The 19,532-nt window shown below is 72.4% G+C and carries 17 protein-coding genes; 8 read left to right on the forward strand and 9 right to left on the reverse strand.

Annotated features, from left to right (window positions below):
* The first annotated feature begins 3 nt into the window (after positions 1 to 3).
* The 5 genes from OG885_RS32785 (at position 4) to OG885_RS32805 (ending at position 5,111) form a co-directional block, all read left to right on the forward strand.
* Positions 4 to 1,167 carry an NAD(P)/FAD-dependent oxidoreductase gene (locus OG885_RS32785; protein ID WP_405742980.1) on the forward strand — a complete coding sequence of 388 codons (1,164 nt, stop codon included), beginning with the start codon at positions 4 to 6 and terminating at the stop codon, positions 1,165 to 1,167.
* Positions 1,168 to 1,243: 76 nt separating this feature from the next.
* A complete protein-coding gene (locus OG885_RS32790) occupies positions 1,244 to 1,615 on the forward strand; it encodes an Rv2175c family DNA-binding protein (protein ID WP_399959325.1) in 372 nt (123 codons plus the stop codon).
* 754 nt (positions 1,616 to 2,369) lie between these two features.
* Positions 2,370 to 3,035 carry a thiamine phosphate synthase gene (gene thiE / locus OG885_RS32795; protein ID WP_405737859.1) on the forward strand — a complete coding sequence of 222 codons (666 nt, stop codon included), beginning with the start codon at positions 2,370 to 2,372 and terminating at the stop codon, positions 3,033 to 3,035.
* Between the two features lie 148 nt (positions 3,036 to 3,183).
* A complete protein-coding gene (metF, locus tag OG885_RS32800; RefSeq protein ID WP_405737860.1) occupies positions 3,184 to 4,107 on the forward strand; it encodes a methylenetetrahydrofolate reductase [NAD(P)H] in 924 nt (307 codons plus the stop codon).
* A gap of 56 nt (positions 4,108 to 4,163) precedes the next feature.
* Entirely contained in the window at positions 4,164 to 5,111 is a 948-nt protein-coding gene (locus OG885_RS32805) for a hypothetical protein (protein ID WP_405737861.1), read from the forward strand.
* A gap of 36 nt (positions 5,112 to 5,147) precedes the next feature.
* Here the strand turns inward: OG885_RS32805 and OG885_RS32810 are convergent, their stop codons facing one another.
* From OG885_RS32810 to OG885_RS32830, 5 genes are all read right to left on the reverse strand, one after another.
* Positions 5,148 to 6,659: a phytoene desaturase family protein gene (locus OG885_RS32810; RefSeq protein WP_405737862.1), complete on the reverse strand. Its 1,512-nt coding sequence runs from the start codon at positions 6,657 to 6,659 to the stop codon at positions 5,148 to 5,150.
* Between the two features lie 48 nt (positions 6,660 to 6,707).
* Complete coding sequence (locus tag OG885_RS32815; RefSeq protein ID WP_405737863.1) at positions 6,708 to 7,325, reverse strand: DUF4126 domain-containing protein; 618 nt, start codon at positions 7,323 to 7,325, stop codon at positions 6,708 to 6,710.
* 363 nt (positions 7,326 to 7,688) lie between these two features.
* Positions 7,689 to 8,309, reverse strand: a complete 621-nt coding sequence (locus OG885_RS32820) for a TetR/AcrR family transcriptional regulator (RefSeq protein WP_405737864.1) — start codon at positions 8,307 to 8,309, stop codon at positions 7,689 to 7,691.
* Between the two features lie 44 nt (positions 8,310 to 8,353).
* Positions 8,354 to 10,438 (reverse strand): YhgE/Pip family protein, encoded by a 2,085-nt coding sequence (locus OG885_RS32825; RefSeq protein WP_405737865.1) that lies wholly within the window; start codon positions 10,436 to 10,438, stop codon positions 8,354 to 8,356.
* A complete protein-coding gene (locus OG885_RS32830; RefSeq protein ID WP_405737866.1) occupies positions 10,410 to 11,135 on the reverse strand; it encodes an ATP-binding cassette domain-containing protein in 726 nt (241 codons plus the stop codon). The genes OG885_RS32825 and OG885_RS32830 overlap by 29 nt, the downstream gene beginning before the upstream one ends.
* A 171-nt stretch (positions 11,136 to 11,306) precedes the next feature.
* Here OG885_RS32830 and OG885_RS32835 point away from each other — a divergent pair, with 171 nt between their 5' ends.
* The 3 genes from OG885_RS32835 (at position 11,307) to OG885_RS32845 (ending at position 13,509) form a co-directional block, all read left to right on the forward strand.
* Complete coding sequence (locus tag OG885_RS32835; RefSeq protein WP_405737867.1) at positions 11,307 to 11,879, forward strand: SAV_6107 family HEPN domain-containing protein; 573 nt, start codon at positions 11,307 to 11,309, stop codon at positions 11,877 to 11,879.
* Positions 11,880 to 12,065: 186 nt separating this feature from the next.
* Positions 12,066 to 12,830, forward strand: coding sequence for a methyltransferase (locus OG885_RS32840; protein WP_405737868.1), 765 nt, complete (start codon positions 12,066 to 12,068; stop codon positions 12,828 to 12,830).
* A 283-nt stretch (positions 12,831 to 13,113) separates the two neighbouring features.
* A complete protein-coding gene (locus OG885_RS32845; RefSeq protein WP_399959303.1) occupies positions 13,114 to 13,509 on the forward strand; it encodes a DUF3040 domain-containing protein in 396 nt (131 codons plus the stop codon).
* Positions 13,510 to 13,662: 153 nt separating this feature from the next.
* Here OG885_RS32845 and OG885_RS32850 read toward each other — a convergent pair whose 3' ends face one another.
* The 4 genes from OG885_RS32850 to OG885_RS32865 all read right to left on the reverse strand — a co-directional run bounded on the left by OG885_RS32850 (position 13,663) and on the right by OG885_RS32865 (position 19,308).
* Positions 13,663 to 16,047 (reverse strand): DUF3488 and DUF4129 domain-containing transglutaminase family protein, encoded by a 2,385-nt coding sequence (locus tag OG885_RS32850; RefSeq protein ID WP_405737869.1) that lies wholly within the window; start codon positions 16,045 to 16,047, stop codon positions 13,663 to 13,665.
* A complete protein-coding gene (locus OG885_RS32855) occupies positions 16,044 to 17,420 on the reverse strand; it encodes a DUF58 domain-containing protein (protein WP_405737870.1) in 1,377 nt (458 codons plus the stop codon). Before OG885_RS32855 ends, OG885_RS32850 begins: the two co-directional genes overlap by 4 nt.
* Positions 17,417 to 18,448 carry an AAA family ATPase gene (locus tag OG885_RS32860; RefSeq protein WP_399959297.1) on the reverse strand — a complete coding sequence of 344 codons (1,032 nt, stop codon included), beginning with the start codon at positions 18,446 to 18,448 and terminating at the stop codon, positions 17,417 to 17,419. The genes OG885_RS32855 and OG885_RS32860 overlap by 4 nt, the downstream gene beginning before the upstream one ends.
* Before the next feature lie 251 nt (positions 18,449 to 18,699).
* Positions 18,700 to 19,308: a beta-class carbonic anhydrase gene (locus OG885_RS32865; protein ID WP_399959295.1), complete on the reverse strand. Its 609-nt coding sequence runs from the start codon at positions 19,306 to 19,308 to the stop codon at positions 18,700 to 18,702.
* Positions 19,309 to 19,532: the final 224 nt, after the last annotated feature.

The following is a 19,532-nucleotide window of genomic DNA, read 5'->3' on the forward strand; positions in this document are numbered from 1 at the left end:
GGCATGGCCGGCGTACAGACCGCGGTGGCCCTGCGCGAACAGGGCTTCGCCGGCACCGTGACCCTGATCGGTGCGGAACCCCATCAGCCCTACGACCGGCCGCCGCTGTCCAAGGCCGTGCTGCTCGGCAAGGCCGAGGGCTCCGCCTTCGAGGTCGACTTCGAGGCGTTCGGCATCGAACTGCGCCTCGGCGTGGAGGTGCTGGGCGTCCGCGCCGGCGACCGTGAACTCGACACCGTCGGGGGCCCGGTGCCCTACGACGTCCTGGTCCTCGCCACCGGCGCCGAACCGATCCGGCTGCCCGGCGCGGAGGGCGTCCCCGGGGTCCATCTGCTGCGCACCCTCGACGACGCCGAGCGGCTGCGGCCCGTACTCGCCCGGCAGCACGACATCGTGGTGGTCGGCGCGGGCTGGATCGGCGCCGAGTTCGCCACCGCCGCGCGCGACGCGGGCTGCGCGGTGACGGTCGTCGAGGCCGCCGACCGGCCGCTGGCGGGCGCCCTGCCCGCCGAGGTGGCCATGCCGATGACCGCCTGGTACGCCGACGCGGGGGCCGCACTGCGCACCCACGCGCGCGTGGCGCACATCGAGCCCGGCGAGGTCGTCCTCGACGACGGCTCCCGGCTGCCCGCCGACGCCGTCGTGGTCGGTATCGGCGCCCGCCCCGCCACGTCCTGGCTGTCCGGCTCGGGCGTCGACCTCGGCGCGCACGGCGAGGTCGTGGCCGACGCCGGGCTGCGTACCTCGGTCGAGGACGTGTACGCCGTCGGCGACTGCGCCTCCTTCCCCTCGGGGCGCTACGGCGAGCGACTGCTGGTCCACCACTGGGACAACGCCCTCCAGGGCCCGCGCACGGTCGCGGCCAACATCATCGGCGAGACGCCGTCGGTCTACGACCCGGTGCCGTACTTCTGGTCCGAGCAGTTCGGCCGTTTCGTCCAGTACGCCGGCCATCACACGTCCGCCGACACGGTCCTGTGGCGCGGGGACCCGTCAGGGCCCGCCTGGACGGTCTGCTGGCTGCGCGAGAACCGGCTGGTCGCGCTGCTGGCGGTGGGCCGGCCGCGGGACCTGGCGCAGGGGCGGCGGCTGATCGAGGCGGGGACGGAACTGGACCCGGAGCTGCTGCCGGATCCGGGGAGGCCGCTGAAGGCGGCGGTGGCCTAGCGGAAATGTCGCGGTAGGGGCCGTTTCGGGCGGCCCCGGCTTCCGACTGTCAGTGCGGGATGGCAGGCTTGATTCCGTGACCGAGATTGACGCAAAGATCGATGCTCTCGTCCCCGCCTGGCTCACCCTCCCCGACATCGCAGAAATGCTGGATGTCGAGGTGACGCGTGTGCGGCAGCTGGTCAAGGAGGGCCAGCTCATCGCCGTACGCCGAGGTGAGAACCGCGCACTGCACGTCCCCGCCGCCTTCATCGACGGGGTCGAGCAGAAGGTCGTCAAGGGCCTCACCGGGACCCTGACGCTCCTGCGGGACGACGGCTTCAGCGACGAAGAGATGCTGGAGTGGCTCTTCACCCCGGACGACAGCCTCCCCGGTACCCCGGCCCAGGCCCTCAGCGAGAACCGCGGCACGGAGGTGAAGCGCCGCGCCCAGGCGCTCGCCGTCTGAGCCGAACGCCGCCTGGTGTGTGAACCGGGGCCGCAGGATGTCCTGTGCGGCCCCGGGGCCGAGGCCGGCTGCCGGCCCGGACATATCGAGCCCCAGCCACGGCAGTGGTCTGTCGCCCTAGCTGCGGGCAGTCGTGCCGCTGGGGCGGCGCCCACCCGGCAGCGGTAGTGGTGTCGGCCTAGCTGCGGGCAGTCGTGCTGCTGGGGCGGCGCCCACCCGGCAGCGGTAGTGGTGTCGGCCTGCCTGCGGGCAGTCGTGCCGCTGGGGCGGCGCCCACCCAGCTGCGGTAGTGGTGTCGGCCTAGCTGCGGGCAGTCGTGCTGCTGGGGCGGCGCCCGCCCGGCAGCGGTAGTGGTGTCGGCCTAGCTGCGGGCAGTCGTGCTGCTGGGGCGGCGCCCGCCCGGCAGCGGTAGTGGTGTCGGCCTGCCTGCGGGCAGTCGTGCCGCTGGGGCGGCGCCCACCCGGCAGCGGTAGTGGTGTCGGCCTGCCTGCGGGCAGTCGTGCTGCTGGGGCGGCGCCCACCCGGCAGCGGCAGTGGTCTGTCGCCGTAGCTGCGGGCAGTCGTGCCGCAGGGCGGCACGGGTGGGCGCAGCGGCACCCCGCAAGCGCGGGCGAGCGACACCCACCCCCGGCCCAGGTGACCCGCCGCGACATACCGGCACGCCCCCGCCCGACCCACCTGTGGTTCACTACCGCCCGCCAAGGCCGACCGCACTCGTCCGAGGCCCGTACGCCACCGACACCGGGGGACCGACATGACCGACCCGACCGCCTCGACCCACTCCGCCCGCGCCCACCTCACCGACGCCCGCGTCTACCTCTGCACGGACGCCCGCAGGCGCCAGGGCGACCTCCCGGAGTTCCTGGACGCGGTCCTGTCCGGCGGCGTGGACATCGTGCAGCTGAGGGACAAGGGCATGGAGGCCGCCGAGGAACTGGAGCACCTCCAGGTCTTCGCCGACGCCTGCGCCCGCCACGGCAAGCTGCTCGCGGTCAACGACCGTGCCGACGTCGCCCACGCCGCCCGAGCCGACGTACTCCACCTCGGCCAGGGCGACCTCCCGGTGCCCGCGGCCCGCGCGATCCTCGGCGACGACGTCCTCGTCGGCCGCTCCACCCACGCCGAGCAGGAAGCCGAGGCGGCCGCGGTCCAGGCCGGCGTCGACTACTTCTGCACCGGCCCCTGCTGGCCGACCCCCACCAAGCCCGGCCGCCACGCCCCCGGCCTCGACCTGGTCCGCCACACGGCCGCCCTCCGCACTGACCGCCCCTGGTTCGCCATCGGCGGCATCGACCTCGGCAACCTCGACGAGGTCCTGGAGGCGGGCGCGGAACGTGTCGTCGTCGTCCGCGCCATCACGGAGGCGGACGACCCCGGCGCGGCGGCAGCCGAGTTCGCCAAGCGCCTGCGACAGCGCTGACCAGCCACAGGGGCGAGCGAAGGCGGCGACCGGCCTCTCGCCCGCCTCCTGTCCGAAAACTGTCCGATGGGTGGACAACAAATCGACAAAACGGGCAAATTTCCGTGATCTGGTTGGGTGACCAGCGCCCCCTGGCTAACCTGCCGGTATGGCCCTCGGAACCGCATCCACCAGGACGGACCGCGCACGCACCGTGCGCGACATCCTCGCCACCGGCAAGACCGTGTACTCGTTCGAATTCTGGGCTCCGAAGACGGAGAAGGGCGAGCGGAACCTGTGGAACGCGCTGCGGAGGGTCGAGGCGGTGGCCCCCGACTTCGTCTCCGTGACGTACGGCGCCGGCGGCTCCACCCGCGCGGGCACCGTCCGCGCCACCGAGCAGATCGCCGCGGACACCACCCTCACCCCGGTCGCCCACCTCACCGCGGTCAACCACTCGATCGCCGAGCTGCGCAACATCATCGGCCAGTACGCCGACGCCGGGATCCGCAACATGCTCGCGGTGCGCGGCGACCCGCCCGGCGACCCCATGGGCGAGTGGGTGCCGCATCCGCAGGGCCTGACGTACGCGGCCGAACTGGTCCGGCTCATCAAGGAGTCGGGTGACTTCTGTGTGGGCGTCGCCGCCTTCCCCGAGATGCACCCGCGCTCCGGCGACTGGGACACGGACGTCGAGCACTTCGTCGACAAGTGCCGGGCCGGCGCCGACTACGCCATCACGCAGATGTTCTTCGAGCCGGATTCCTACCTTCGCCTCCGCGACCGGGTGGCCGCCGCCGGCTGCTCCACCCCGGTCATCCCCGAAGTGATGCCGGTCACGAGTGTGAAGATGCTCGAACGGCTTCCGCAGCTCAGCAACGCGTCGATCCCCTCTGCCCTGAAAGAGCGGATCCTCACAGCAAAAGACGATCCGGCCGCTGTACGCTCCATCGGTATCGAATTCGCCACCGAGTTCTGTGCGCGGCTGCTGGCCGAGGGAGTGCCCGGACTGCACTTCATCACGCTCAACAACTCCACGGCGACCCTGGAAATCTACGAGAACCTGGGCCTGCACCACCCACCGCAGGCCTAGACCGGCCGCACGGATATACGACACACTGCGTAGCGGTTACTGGGAGAGGGGCGTACATGGGCTGGACGGTCCTCTACATCGCGTTCGGAATCGTCGCGCTGTGGTTGCTCGGCGAGGTGCTGCTCCAGTACAAGGCACGCCTGCGCTGGCGCCTGCTCGCCTTCGCGGGCTTCGTGGGCGTCGTCTTCGGCGTCCTGATCCCGTCGGTCGTCGTCATCGGACTGGGCGCCATCGCCTTCGCGATCGGCCAGACCTACGTGACGCTCTCCTTCCGCCGCGGCTTCGAGCAGGGCTGGGCGGTCAATCCGCCGGCGGCTCTGGGCGGTCTGGCCGGCGGCAAGCGCCGTGAGCGCGGCCGTGAGGAGCCCACCCTGGAGGTCTCCGACCTCGAGGCGACCGACGCCGACTACGGCGACGAGGGCAACTACCGCCAGAACACCGCCGGTTACGGCGACGAGTACGACCGCGACGACGTGTTCACACCCGCCCGCCCCGCCGCGGCGGCCGAGACCACCGCGGTCTACGAGCCCCAGCCCATGCCGGACGACACCGGCTCCTACGGCATATACGGCGACACCCCCTACCCGGCGGCGGCCGGCGACGGCACCTACGCCGGCCAGGACCAGTACGCGACGGCGGCCCAGGGCGCCGACCAGAACTACGCCTACGACGGCTACACCGGCTACGACCAGCAGCAGTACGGCTATGACACGGCCGGACAGCAGCAGTACGCCGCCTACTCCGACCCGTACATCGGCACCCAGACCTACGGCGGCGGGTACGACACCTCCTACGGCGGCCAGCAGCAGTACGGCCAGCAGGCCTACGGCCAGGACCAGTACGGCAACGCCACCTACGGCGGCGAGACCCCGGCCGGCGGCGTCTGGGTCCCGCAGCAGCGCACCGACGACTCCTACGGCGGTGAACTCCCGCCGGAGCAGCCGTACCCCTACCAGGGCAACGGCCAGCAGGGGAACGGCTACGACGAGCAGTACCGCTTCTGAGCGGCGCTCACCCGGGGTGGACGGCTCGCGGGGCCGTCACTGAGAGCCCCGGAAGTCCGGTCCCTCCACGATCAGCCCGGCGACCAGCGCGCCCGACATGCCCGCGTGCGGCAGACCACCACCGGGGTGCGACCAGCCGCCGACGGTGAACAGGCCCGGCAGCTCCGTCCGGTTGGCCGGGCGCAGCAGGGTGCCCTGAGCCGCGGCCAGCGCGGGCGCGGGGACACCGCCGCCCTCGGCGCCCGTCTCCTCGCGCGTGTGCACCGGCGTGCGGACCTCGCGCCACAGCGTCCGCTCCCGCAGGCCCGGTACGGCCCGCTCGGCCGCGGCGAGCATCCGGTCGGCGAAGGCGTCGGCGGCGCCGTCCGCGGTCCAGTCGTAGTGCGTCTGCGAGGGCACCGTCGCGGTGAGCACCATCGACTCGTGTCCGTCGTCGGGGCGCAGCGCGGGATCGTCCGGCCGGTCGATCCGGACCGTCGGCTGCTCGGGCGGCACACCGAGCGAGAAGAGCTCCGACTCGCTTTGGGAGTCCGGGCCGTGGACGACGGTGCGATGCGCGGCACCGGCCTCGCGCGCGCCACGCAGGGCCAGGCAGACCACGACCCGCCCCGGGGACATGCCCTCCGGGTTCACCTCCACGGCCTCCGCGTCGTACAGCGCACGCCCGCGCACAAGGCTCCCCAGGCGCCAGGGCCCGCCACCGACGACGGTGTCCGCGTCCACCACCGAACCGTCGGCCAGCTCAAGCCCGGCCGCCCGGCCGTCCTTCTCCAGCACCCCGGTGACCTCGGCGCCGAAGTGGAACTCCACCCGGCGCGCCACACACCGCTCGTACACCGCGCGCGCCAACTCCCGCATACCGCCGCGGACATACCAGGTGCCGAAGGCGTGCTCCATGTACGGCAGCACCGCCGCGCTCGCGGGGGCCTCGCTCGGGTCGAGGCCGTACGTCAGCGCGTAGCCGTCCAGCAGGGCGGCCAGCCGGGGGTCGCGCAGCTCCCAGGCGCCGATCTCGGCGAGCAGACCCGCGCGGCGGGTGCGCAGCAGCTTCTTGTGGGGGACCGACGGGTAGGGCTCGCGGTCGGCCAGCACCGACCAGTTGGGCCACAGCGGCTCCTCCAGGAGCGGCCGGCGCGTACGGTCCCAGGCCTCGCGGGCCCGGACCAGGAAGTCGCCCCAGCGGTCGCCGGTCCCCGCGCCGAGCGCTTCGTCCAGCGCCGCCACCACGCCCGCGCGGGACGCGTTCGGCAGCGAGACCTCGGTGCCGTCCGCGAAGAGGTGCCGCGACGACGGGTCGACCTGGACCAGCTCGACGACCGACTCCAGTGGCTCCTTGCCGGTCTTGACGAACAGGTCGCGGTAGACGGCCGGAAGCGGCAGCAGTCCCGGGCCGGTGTCGAAGGCGAACCCGTCGCGCTCGAAGCGGCGCACCGCACCGCCGTACGTCTGCGTACGCTCGTACACCGCCACCCGGTGGCCCGCGACGGCCAGCCGGGCAGCGGCCGCCATCGCGCCCATCCCGGCGCCGATCACCGCAATCCGTGCCATGCCCGCGACTTTATCGGCCGCCACTGACAGCCCTGATGACAGGTGGGGTCACCAGCCCGGTGGCGACCCCGTCCGGCCCGCGAGCCGCTTCTCCTCCCGGCGTTGGGCCCTGCGCCGCAGGAAGCGCCGGATCCGGGAGATCAGGAAGATCAGTATCACCAGCCCGCCAAGCAGCAGCACGGCCGCGATGATCGCCGCCGCCTGCGGGTTGAAGATCGCGAAGGTGACGAGGCCGCCGACGCCGAGATCCTCGGCCAGGCTCACGATCACGTTGCTGAACGGCTCAGGCGAGGTGTTGACCGCCATCCTGGTCCCGGCCTTGACCGCGTGGCTGGCCAGCGCCGTCGAACCGCCGACCAGGCCCGCGACCGCGTCGTTGAGCGAGCCGCTCTGACCAGCCAGCACCGCACCCACCCAGGCGCCCGCCGCTGGGCGGATCACCGTGTGCACGGAGTCCCACGCCGAGTCGACGTACGGGATCTTGTCCGCGACCGCCTCGCACAGGAACAGCACGCCCGCTGTGACGAGCACCTCAGGGCGCTGCAGGGTCGCGGGGACGTCGTCGCTCAGCCCGGTCGCGCCGAAGACGCCGAGCAGCAGCACGACGGCGTACGCGTTGATTCCGCTGGCCCAGCCGCTGGTGAAGACGAGAGGGAGTACCGACACGGACGCGATCGTAACCAGTCGGCGACGGGGCGTCCTGGGCCTGAGTGCGCAGGTCTGAGTATCCGTACCTAGGGGGCGAGATGAGTACGCGCGCGGATGGGTGCCGACCTGCGTGAACGAGAGAGTGGAGCCACGGAGAAGGGGAACGGCTCGGCACCGGCGACACGGGGCGCCGGAGCGGAGCCGCCCCGGATCCGCTCCTTCCGCCGACGCAAGTCGGCGGGAGCGAGGCACGGGGGGCCCGGGGGAACGACCGAACGGGGGTCCAACGGGGGACACGGGGGAAAACGGGGGAGCACGAGAAGGCGCCGGTTCGAGGTGGCCCGCGGGGGACGCGGCCACAGCGGACCGGCGCTTTCGTGTCTACGCGCGCGTACCGCTCACCCGGCCCTGCAACAGCCGCGACAGCGCCGAGTGGACGTCGTCCAGGGAGCGCTCTGCCTGGAACGCCTTCCAGTCCAGGGCGGCCACCAGCACCATGCCGACCAGCGCCGAGGCGGTCAGGGAGACGTCGATGGCCTCATGGAACTCGCCGTTGCCGATGCCCTCGCGCAGGACGTCCTCGACGACCGCCACCGCCTGCTGACGGACCACCATGAGCGTGGACTGCCAGGCCCGGTTGGTGCGCCACAGCTCGGCCACGTAGAGCTGGGTGAAGGCCGGGTAGCGGTCGATGAAGACCAGACCGGCCCGGATCATCGCGTCCAGGGCGTCCGTCTTGCTGCCGCCCTCCCGGGCGGTCCGTTCCGCCGCCTCGCGGAGGGAGGCGGTGAGCAGGCCCACGCCGTGCCGCAGCAGCTCCTCGAAGAGGACGGACTTGCTCGCGAAGTTGTAGTAGACGGTGCCCTTCGCGACCCCGGCCCGCTCCGCGATCTCGTCGACGGTCGTGGCGGAGAAGCCCTGCTCGGCGATGAGGGTGACGGCCGCCTCGTAGAGCTTCTGCCGGGTGGCCTCGCGGCGCGTGCTGCCGCTGCTGCTTTCCATGGCCCCGATTCTCACAGCAACCGCGGGCCCGTCGGTCGTCGAGGTCACAGGCTCAGCTCCGGGTGCAGCCGGTCGAGCGTCCACACCTGGCGGCGGCGGGCCGACAGCGCGGTCAGCGCGAGAGCGCCCGCGGTGAAGGCGACGAGCACCACGCACGCGTGCCACACCGGACCGAGACCGCCTCCCGTGATGAGCCGGCGCAGCGCCTCGACGACGTAGCTCATCGGCAGGAAGGGGTGGAGCGCGTTGAAGAAGCCCGGGCTGGTCTGCACGGGGTACGTGCCGCCCGCGGAGGTCAGCTGGAGCATCAGGAAGGCCAGGACGAGGATCCGTCCCGCCGCCCCGAAGCGGGCGTTGAGCCACTGCACGATCGCCGCGAAGCACGCCGTGACCAGGAACAGGAAGCCCACCGTCCCGGCCGCCCGCACCATCTGGAGGCCGATCGCCCAGTGCAGCACCGACATCAGGGCGACGGTCTGGAGCACTCCGACGGCCACCACCGGCAGCCAGCCGGCCAGCGCGATCCGCCACGCGGGGGCGCCCGCCGCGAGCGCGCGCCGGTTCATCGGCGCCACCAGCATGTACGCGACCATCGCGCCCACCCACAGGGACAGCGGGATGAAGTACGGGGCGAAGCCGGTGCCGTAGTTGGGCGCCTTGTGGAAGTCCTTGGAGACCAGCTGTACGGGGTCGGCCATGACGCCGGTGCGCTCGTCGCGGTCGGCCTTGTCGTAGTCGGGGATCTGTCCGGCGCCGTCGTGCAGTCCGTCGGAGAGCTTCCCGGAGCCGTCGACGAGCTTGTACATGCCGCCGTTGAGGTCCTCGGCGCCCGTCTTGAGCTTGCCGACCCCCTCGTCCAGGTCGCCGGCGCCGGTCTTGGCCGTGCCGAGCCCGGTGTGGAGCGTCTTGGCGCCCGCGGCGACCTTGCCCGCGCCCTCGTTCAGCTTGTTGATCTTGGAGACGGCGTCGTCGAGGTCCTCGGAGAGGTTCGGCGCCCGGTCGGCGAGGGCCTGGGCCTGCTTCTGGAGGGTCGCCAGGTTCTTGTCGAGCTTCTTCAGATCGCCGTCCTGGTCGTCCACGAGGGTGTTCACGTCGTCCGCGATCGTCGCCACGTCCGCGGCGGCGTCCTTGGCCTTCTTCAGGTCGGCGCAGGCCCCGTCCGGCAGGACCGGGTTCTCGCAGCGCGCCTTGTAGACGTCGTCGAGGGTGTCGGAGGCCGTGTGGGCGCCCTTGGCGGCGACCGGAGCCGTCTTCACCAGGGTGTCGAGGTTGTCGCGGATCGCCCCGGCGGAGTCCGCGACGAGCTGGGCGGTGTCGCCGATCGTCTTCTCGTTGTCCTTGAGGAACGGGCCGACCTTCTCCGCGACCCCGTCGACCTTGTCGGCGAGCGTCTGGGTGCCCTCCGCGACCTTCTCCGAGCCGTCCTGGAGGTCGCCCGCGCCCTTGTCGAGCTTCTTGAGGCCCTTGGACAGCTTGCCGCTGCCGCTCTTGGCGTCCTTCAACCCGTCGGCGAGGTCCTTGGAGCCCTTCTCGGCCTTGGCCGTGCCGGTCTCCAGCTTGTCGGCGCCCTTGGCGGCCTTGACCGTCGCGCCGTGGATGTCGGAGAAGGAGATGAAGATCTGGTCCAGGAAGGACCGCGAGGCCTTCGTGGACGCGGCCTGACGGACCTCGCTGAAGACCGTGCGGGAGATCTGCCCGACGATGTAGTTGTTCGCGTCGTTGGTCCTGACCTGGAGCGCGCCCGTCTCGGGGGAGTCGCCCGCACTGGAGGCGATCCGTTCGCTGAAGTCGGCCGGCACGGTCAGCGACAGGTAGTAGGTGCCGTCCTCGACGCCCACGCGCGCGTCGGCGGCGCTCACCTCGTGCCAGTCGAAGACGTCGCTGTCGAGCAGCCCCTTCGTGATGTCGGCGCCCGCGGTGATCTTCTTCCCGTCGGCGGTCGCCCCCTTGTCAGCGTTCACGAGCGCCACCGGGATGCGGTCGAGCCGGCCGTACGGGTCCCAGAACGACCACAGGTACAGGGCGCCGTACAGCAGCGGCAGCACCAGCAGTGCGACCAGGGCGGCGCGCGGGAGCTTGCCCCGGCCGAAGCGCCGCAGCTCAAGCGCGGCCAGTCGCGGCGAGCGCATCGGCCTTCTCCTTCCCCTCGGTGGACACCTTCACGACGTCGTCCGGGGCCTCGCTGCACACCGCCACGACGGTCGTCCCGGCCTCGGCGAGCGACCTCAACAGGGCCCAGACCTCGGCCCGTTCGGCGTCCGACAGCTTCAGATCGACGTCGTCGACGCCGAGCAGCCGTGGGCGGCCGATGAGCGCGAGGGCGAGGGACAGCCGCAGCGCCTCCAGCCGCTCCAGATCGCGTACGGCGGTCCGGGAGCCCTTGGGCAGGGCCTCCCGGTCGAGACCGGCGGCGATCAGGGCGGTGTCGATCCGCAGCCTCGCCTCGTTCGTCCGCTCCGCGCGGGGCCGCAGCAGCGCGCGCAGGGAGTCCCCGAACCGGTGCTGGAGCAGGGCCCGCTCGCGCAGGTGCTCCCCGACGGTGAGGGCCGGGTCGAGGTCGGTGACCCCGGCGACATGCGCGACGGCGCTCATCCGCCGTACCGCCCCGAGCTGCTTGGGCAGTCGCGCCCCGCCCACGGCCGCCGTCCCTTCGGTGGCCTTCATGCGCCCGGTGAGCGCGAGCAGCAGACATGTGCGGCCGGTCCCCGACGGACCCTCGACCGCGACGAGCGAGCCGGGCTCGGCCTCGAAGGTGATCCCGCGGAAGGCCCACCCCCGCGGCCCCTTGAGCCCGAGGCCCTCGGCTGTGACGGCGACTCCGCCCACAGCCCACCCCCTGAGTGTTGAAGCGAGTTTTTGAACTGACTGGTCAGTGCAAAAACTAGCCCGAACTTTCGATCGAAGCAAAAGCCCAGGTCAGAACGGATTGTCAGTGCCATACCTCACGATGGGCACATACGGCCACAACGCCGTCACGCAGACGACAGGAGGTTCGTCATGGCCACCTCTCACGCAGCAGCAGCCGCCCGTCGGCGCCGCTCCACCGGCCCTGCCCCCTCACTGACCGGACCGGCGAGCGACGTACACCCCGTGCTGCGCCGGACCACGGCCCCGCCCGCCGCCCTCGACCTGCTCGCCCAGGCCCGCGCCGGACTCGACGAGGCCGCCGTCCTGGAAACACCGAACGAGCGCTACGCGACGGCACATCTCGCCGCCCTGCGCACCGCCGCCGCCGTCCTCGCCGCGCGCGGACGCCCGGAGCCGACCCCCCGACGCCGGGCCAAGATCCGGAGCGCCTGGGAAGTGCTCCCCGAGATAGCGCCCGAGCTCGCCGAGTGGAGCGCGCTCTTCGCCGCCGGGGCCTGCCGCCGCGCCCGGGCCGAGGCCGGTATCCAGGGCGCGGCCTCCCGCCGGGACGCCGACGACCTCATACGCGACGTGGCGATGTTCCTGCGCCTCGTCGAGCGGATGCTGGTCCTCCAGCCGGTGCTGCCCCAGCCCCGCCAGGACACGGACCACCCGGACCCCGACGACCACCCAGGGAGCAGGGACATGCCGGACGCGGGGTGACTCCGCCGGCGCGCCGCACGGCCCGCCGAACACGGCTCGCGGCGCAGGACTCGGCCGGTGATGACTCGCTTCGCCGCCCATTAGGGTGGAGGCGCCTGAAACCCTCGCCTTCCGCACCCCGGGCGGGGAGGGTGCCCGTTCGCTCCGCCGTGCATGAGGCGGGGCCGCGCCGAGGAGTCAACTGCCGTGTCGGACCCGCTGCGACCCCGCGCCTCCCTCCGTACCGCCGTGGTCTGGGAAGTCCTCCAGGACGCCCTGGAACGGCGGGTCAAGGCCACGGGACGGGAGTCCCTGGACGTCCTCGACACCGGAGGCGGCAGCGGCAACTTCGCCGTGCCCGTCGCCCGCCTCGGCCACCGCGTCACCGTCGTAGACCCCAGCCCCAACGCGCTCTTCGCCCTGGAGCGCCGCGCCGCCGAGGCCGGCGTCGCCGACCGCGTCCAGGGCGTCCAGGGCGATGCCCACGGCCTCTTCGACGTGGTCGAGCGCGGCGCCTACGACGCGGTGCTGTGCCACGGCGTCCTGGAGTACGTCGACGACCCGGCGGAGGGCGTTCGCAACGTGATCGCCGCGCTGCGCTCCGAAGGCGTCCTCAGCCTGCTCGCGGCCGGCCTGGGCGGCGCCGTGCTCGCCCGCGCCCTCGCCGGCCACTTCAAGGAGGCCAAGCAGGCCCTCGCCGACCCGAACGGCCGCTGGGGGGACGGCGACCCCGTGCCGAGGCGTTTCACCGCCGAACAGCTCACCGCACTCGTCGAGGGAGCGGGCCTGGAAGTCGGCGCCGTGCACGGCGTCCGGGTCTTCGCCGACCTGGTCCCCGGCGTGCTGGTCGACACCGAGCCCGGGGCCCTGGAGGCGCTGCTCAAGCTGGAGGAGGCGGCGGCCGAACTGCCCGCCTTCCACTCCGTGGCCACCCAGCTTCATGTGCTCGGCGAGACCCGGACCACCTCCTGAGACCCCTGTGCCGCGCCCTGGTGCGGCGCTGATCAGGGACTTGGGTGCAGATGGAGTACGCCACAGGCCCCCCGATCGGGCGCCCAGCGCCGTATGATCGAGGGAGACCGCCCGGCATGACGGGTCGGCTGCTGGGGAATGCAAGATTCAGTGGCCGGGACGCTCATGGCGGAATCCGGTTGGCTAATTGGCGTAGAGGGGCGGGTTTCACGGGGGCGATTCCCTGCCTATCCTGAAGGGACCCCCCGAGTCGCCCCGGCGACTGCACGATGAGGAGGACTCCGTGCCGCTCTCGGAGCACGAGCAGCGAATGCTCGAGCAAATGGAGCGAGCGCTGTACGCCGAAGATCCCAAGTTCGCGACAGCGCTCGAGGGAAGCGGGCTGCGTACGTACACCCGGCGACGGGTCTACCAGGCGGTCGCGGGCTTCCTCGTAGGTATCGCGCTCCTCATGGCAGGAATGGTCGCCAAGCAGGTCTGGCTCAGCGTGGTGGGCTTCCTCGTCATGCTGGGCTGTGCGGTACTCGCCGTGACCGGCTGGCGCAAGGCTCCCAAGCCGGGCGAACAGCCCGCGGCGGGTGGCCCGCAAGCTCGTCGTCAGCCCCGGCAGAAGCGCTCCATGATGGACCGCATCGAGCAGCGCTGGCAGCGGCGCCGCGATGAGCAGGGCGGCCAGTAGCTCGACCCACAGCGGATGAGGGGGTGACCGCCCACCGGGCGGTCACCCCCTCACGCACGCCCTTGGTCCGGCAGCCCGGCCGACGAGACGAGCCCCCGATCCGCTTCCACGGATCGGGGGCTCGCTCTGTGCCGAGTGCTCGGTCAGCTCTGTCTAGCTCTGCTGGCCGGACGGTTTGCGCAGGCTGGGCCGGGCCGCCGCCACCCGGGCCGTGACGCCGCTCCACCACTCCGAGACGGCCCACACCACCCGTACGGTCGAGCGCGGGGCGAGGGCCGCCCGCAGTTGCGTGCTCCGCGGTGCCGTGCCGCGCAGCCCGGCGATCGCCCGCCGGACGTCCTCCGCGAGCCCCGCCGTGGGGCGCGGCCGCGGCGCGTACAGCACCTGCTCCACCGCCTCCGCCACGCGGTGTACCGAAGCCGCGGCAGCCTCGTCGAGATGACCCAGCCGGACGAACCGGGCCGCCGTCCTGCGAGGCGTCTGCGACTCGTCCGGCAGGATCCCGAAGTCCCAGGCCGTGTCGGTCAGTTCCAGCCAGACCGCCAGCGTGTGCGGGGCGGCGTCCGCCTCGGTCCGGCCGTGCGCCCCCAGCCGTACCGCCCGGGTCCGGGTCCGCCACAGCGCGGGCGCCAGCGGGATCGCCAGGGCGGCGAGACCGCCGAGCGCCCACGCCAGGAAGACGTACCACTTCGGGCCGTCGTCGTCCTTGGCGAGCGCGGCCGCGGTGGACTCGCTCGGACAGGCCTCGAGCTTCTTCTGCTGCGCGGAGCAGCTCTCGCTGGCCGACGGCGTGGCGGAGGGCGCCGCGCTCGCCGACTGGGTCGGACGGCCCGTGTCCGGCAGGTTGCTGCCCGGGGTCTGCGTCTGCGTGTACTCGGGCTGCGTGCCCCGGGTCGGGGTCGGCTCGAAGCGGGTCCAGCCGACGCCCTCGAAGTACAGCTCGGGCCAGGCGTGCGCGTCGCGCAGCGTGACCGTCACCGATCCGTCGCCCTGCGGTGTACCGGGGGCGAAGCCCACCGCGACGCGGGCCGGAATGCCGAGGCTCCGGGCCATCGCGGCCATCGCGAAGGAGAAGTGGACGCAGAAGCCCTGCTTGTTCTCCAGGAACCGGGCGATCGCCTGCGAGCCGCTGCCCGCCTGGACCTGGGTGTCGTACTGGAAGCCACCGGTCACCGTGAAGTACTCCTGGAGCTTCACCGCCTCGTCGTAGTGGTTCGAGGAGCCGGCGGTGACCTCCCGGGCGGTCTTGGTGACGATGTCGGGCAGGGACTTCGGCAGCTTGGTGTACTCGCGCTTCAGGCTCGCGGGAGGTTCCGGGGCCGAGGCCAGCTGGTCGGCCGTCGGCCGCACGTCCAGGCTCCTGACCGTGTACGTCTTCCCGCGCGTGGTCTGGCCGTGGTCGCCGACGAGCGTCATGCCCACCGGTTCGTAGCGCCACTTGCCGTCGACCTCCACGCCGCTCGGCGGGTACGGCATCGGCAGCCAGTCCTGCTGGTACCAGTCGGCGGCCGAGATCCGCGTCGTGATCTCGGCACGCCGGACGTCGGCGCCGAGACCGGGCGGGGTGGGGAACTCGTCCGGCACCTTGTCGATGTCCCGCTTGGACGGCTTCCACGTGGTGCCGTCGAAGTCGTCCAGGGAGACGATCCGCAGATACTGGGCGCCGGCCGCCTCCGGATCGGACCGCACCGACAGCACGTCGCGGTCGTCGTCCGCGTTGAGGTTGTCGCGCAGGGACACCAGGGGGTTCACCGCGGAGATCGTGCCCCCGCTGCCGTTGCCACCGCCCGCGCCCGCTCCGACGCCGTCCAGCAGGCCGCCGCTCATCGAGGGCAGGGCGATCGGCACCACGAGGGCCAGGCCCAGCGCGACGGCGCCGATACGCCGCCCGGTGCGGACCGGGGCCACCGGGCCGGACTCGCCGCCCGGGGTGCGCGGCGCCCCGCCGAAGACCCGGCCCCACTGGGAGAGCCGGTCGCGTCCCTCGGAGAGCAGCAGCATCAGATAGCCGGCCGCCGCGACCACGAACCACAGCCAGTCGGCACCGCCGTCGGACAGCCCCGCGGCCACGGAGTACAGCGCGAGCAGCGGCAGTCCGGCCGGGGCCGCGCTGCGGAAGGTCACCGCGAGGGTGTCCACAGCGAGCCCGATGACCAGGACGCCACCGATGATCATCAGCCGGATGCCGTCGGACTCCAGCGGCGCCGGGATCGCGTACCGCGCGATGTCGTCGCTGCCCTGCTGGAGCAGGTCGGCGAAGCGCTGGAAGGCCTCGGGGCCGGGCACGATCCCGGCGACCGCCTGCTCCCGGGTGAAGAGCAGGGTCAGCATCATCAGCGTGACCAGGGCCTGTGAGGCCACGGTCAGGGGGCGGGCCAGCGGTACCCGCCGGGTCGCCGCGCCCACCAGGGACTGCACGCCCAGCAGGAAGGCCGCCTGGAGGATCCATGTGGCCGGTTCGACCAGGGGCAGCAGGGCGCAGGACGCCATCAGGGTGGCCGCCCAGGCGCCCAGCGCCAGTCGTGCCCGCCCGCTCATGTCCGTGCCCCCTCACTGCCCGCGCCGTTCGCCGCACCGAGACCGGTGCGCTCGCGGTCCGCCTGGCGCCACAGTTCGCTCAGAGAGGCACCGCGCGGTACGCGCAGCGCCGTCCAGCCGGCCTCGCGCAGCATCCGCAACCGCTCCTCGCTCCGGTCCAACGGCCGGGCCGCGTCGGTCGGTTCCCGACCCCAGCCCGCCCCGTCCAGCAGGAAGGCGACCGCGCCTCCGCTGCGCTGGCGCATCTTGGCGGCGACCGTGGCCTGTTCCTCGTCGAGGTCGCCGAAGAAGGCGACCAGCAGCCCCTCGTTGCCGCCGCGCAGCACGTCGTAGGCGCGGGACAGGCCCGTGCCGTCGGAGTGGTCGATCACCGCGAGGGTGTCCATCATCAGGCCCGCCGCGTCCGCCGACTCCTGGCTCGCGCCCGCGAAGCCGTCCGCGCCCTCGCCGGGCACCGAGCTGCCGGTGTCCGTCAACAGCCGGACGGAGAAGCCGCGTTCGAGCATGTGGACCAGCGCCGACGCGGTGCCCGAGACGGCCCACTCGAAGGCCGAGTCGGGGCCCGCGCCGTGGAAGGCGAGGCCCCGGGTGTCGAGGAGCACCGTGCAGCGCGAACGCTGCGGTTGCTCCTCGCGGCGCACCATCAGTTCGCCGTAGCGCGCGGTGGAACGCCAGTGGACCCGGCGCAGGTCGTCGCCGTAGCGGTAGCCGCGCGGGATGACGTCGTCCTCGCCGGCCAGGGCGAGCGAGCGCTGCCGCCCGTCGCCGTAGCCCTTCGCCTCGCCGCTGAAGCGCACCGGCGGCAGCGGCTCCACGCGCGGGATCACCGTCAGGGTGTCGTACGACGAGAAGGACCGGGTCAGCTCGCACATGCCGAACGGGTCGGTCAGGCGCAGCTGGAGCGGGCCCAGCGGATAGCGGCCGCGCAGGTCGGAACGGACCCGGTAGGAGACCTCGCGGCGACCGCCCGCCTCGACCCGGTCCAGGACGAAGCGGGGGCGCGGCCCGAGGACGTAGGGCACCCGGTCCTGGAGCATCAGCAGGCCGGTGGGCAGCCGTGAGACGTTGTCCATCCGCAGATGGACGCGGGCCTCGCTGCCGGCGGGCACGCGCGCGGGGGAGAGCCGGCGGCTGCCGGCGACCCGGTAGCGGGTGCGGTACAGGACGGTGGCGCAGACCAGGGGCAGCACGGCCAGCAGCAGGCCGACCCGGAGCAGATCGCTCTGCCCCAGGACGTACGCGCAGATGGCGGCGGCGATGCCCGCGGCCAGGAAGGACCGGCCGCGGGTGGTCAGACCGGCCAGCGCGGTGCGCAGCCCGCCCTTGTCGCCCCGGTCGGGCTCGGCGCGCCCGGGCCCCCCGGCGGTGGTCATCCAAGCCTCCGCGGCGGCTGCTGGCCGTACGCCTGCGTGCCGTGGCCGAGGCCGATGCCGCCCTGCTGCTGGGGCACCGGGGTGCGCTGGAGGATCTCCTGCACGACCTGCTCGGAGGTGCGCCGGTTGAGCTGGGCCTGGGCGGTGGGCAGCAGCCGGTGGGCCAGGACGGCGACGGCGAGGGCCTGGACGTCGTCCGGCAGCGCGTACTCCCGGCCGCTGAGGGCGGCGGACGCCTTCGCCGCGCGCAGCAGATGCAGCGTCGCGCGCGGGGAGGCGCCGAGTCTCAGGTCGGGGTGGGTGCGCGTGGCGGCGACCAGGTCCACGGCGTAGCGCCGGACCGGGTCGGCGACGTGGACGCCGCGGACGGCGTCGACCAGCTTCACGATGTCGTGCGCGTGGGCCACCGGCTGGAGGTCGTCCAGCGGGCTGACCCCGCCGTGGACGTCGAGCATCTGCAGCTCGGCCTCCGCGCTGGGGTAGCCGATGGAGACCCGCGCCATGAAGCGGTCGCGCTGGGCCTCCGGCAGCGGGTAGGTGCCCTCCATCTCGACCGGGTTCTGCGTGGCCACCACCATGAAGGGGCTGGGCAGCTCGTAGGTCTGCCCGTCGATGGTGACCTGCCGCTCCTCCATGGACTCCAGGAGCGCGGACTGCGTCTTCGGCGAGGCGCGGTTGATCTCGTCGCCGATCACGATCTGCGCGAAGATCGCGCCCGGCTTGAACTCGAAGTCCCGGCGCTGCTGGTCCCAGATGGACACACCCGTGATGTCCGAGGGCAGCAGGTCGGGCGTGAACTGGATACGCCGCACCGAGCAGTCGATGGACCGCGCCAGTGCCTTCGCCAGCATGGTCTTTCCGACGCCGGGGACATCCTCGATCAGAAGATGCCCCTCGGCGAGCAGTACGGTCAGCGAAAGCCGTACGACCTCGGGCTTGCCCTCGATCACTCCTTCCACCGAACTGCGGACACGCTCCACAGTGGCGGTCAGATCAGTGAGGCTCGCTCGATCGTCATAGGTCGTCACCCGGCCCTCCTCGGCCCGTTCTTTCTCCGGGCCGACGCTCTGCGATGCGGACCGGCCCACCCCGAATTCACGGACACCACGCGGAAATGGTTCCGCGTGACGTCCATCCCCGCATTCTTGCTGCCGTTACCGATTCGTGTCACTCGCCTGTGGACAACTGCCTGCGATATGTCAGGGCTTGCGGCCTTTTGGGCACCCAGGAACCGGAAATCAACAGGAGAACGACAGCTTCGGAGGGCGGCCCGACGGGGTCAGGCGGGGTCGACCTCGCGCAGCAGACCCGTCTTCACGTCGAAGACGAAGCCGCGCACGTCGTCGGTGTGCAGCAGGAACGGGTTGGTGCGCACCCGCTGCATGGACTGGCGTACGTCCTGGTCGACGTCCCGGAAGGACTCCACGGCCCAGGCCGGGCGCTGGCCGACCTCCATCTCCAGCTCGGTGCGGAAGTCCTCGGTGATCGCCTCCAGACCGCAGCCGGTGTGGTGGATCAGGACGACGCTACGGGTGCCCAGCTTGCGCTGGCTGATGGTGAGCGACCGGATCACGTCGTCGGTCACCACCCCGCCCGCGTTGCGGATGGTGTGGCAGTCGCCGAGCTCCAGACCGAGCGCGGCGTGCAGGTCGAGACGGGCGTCCATGCAGGCCACGACGGCCACGTGCAGAACGGGGCGGGCGTCCATGCCGGGGTCGGTGAACGCGGCGGCGTACTGCTCGTTCGCGTCGACGAGGCGGTCGGTGACGGCGCCGACGCGTATGGCGCCTTCGGATGCGGTGGCGGCGGATGCAGAAGTCGTCATAGTGACGACGTTACTGGTCACAGCCGATCCGGTCCTGCGGTGAGAAGGGAAAAAGAGCGTCATCACGTCCTCTTTGTGAGGTAAGCCACAGAGGTGAGCCACAGGGGGCGGGTGCGCCCGGCCGGGTGAAATCCCGCCACCGGTCGCCTCACCCCCATGCCCGGCCGCGACGCGCAGGCCGGTTGATTGACCGCGAGACACCGTGGACTAAAGTGACGCGAAGCGGGAGGCGAGGTCTCCCTGTCGGCATCAATTCCCCAGGAGACACCGGCGCAGTCACCGGATCT

The sequence above is a fragment of the Streptomyces sp. NBC_00028 genome (assembly GCF_045041065.1).
Classification (GTDB): Bacteria; Actinomycetota; Actinomycetes; order Streptomycetales; family Streptomycetaceae; genus Streptomyces.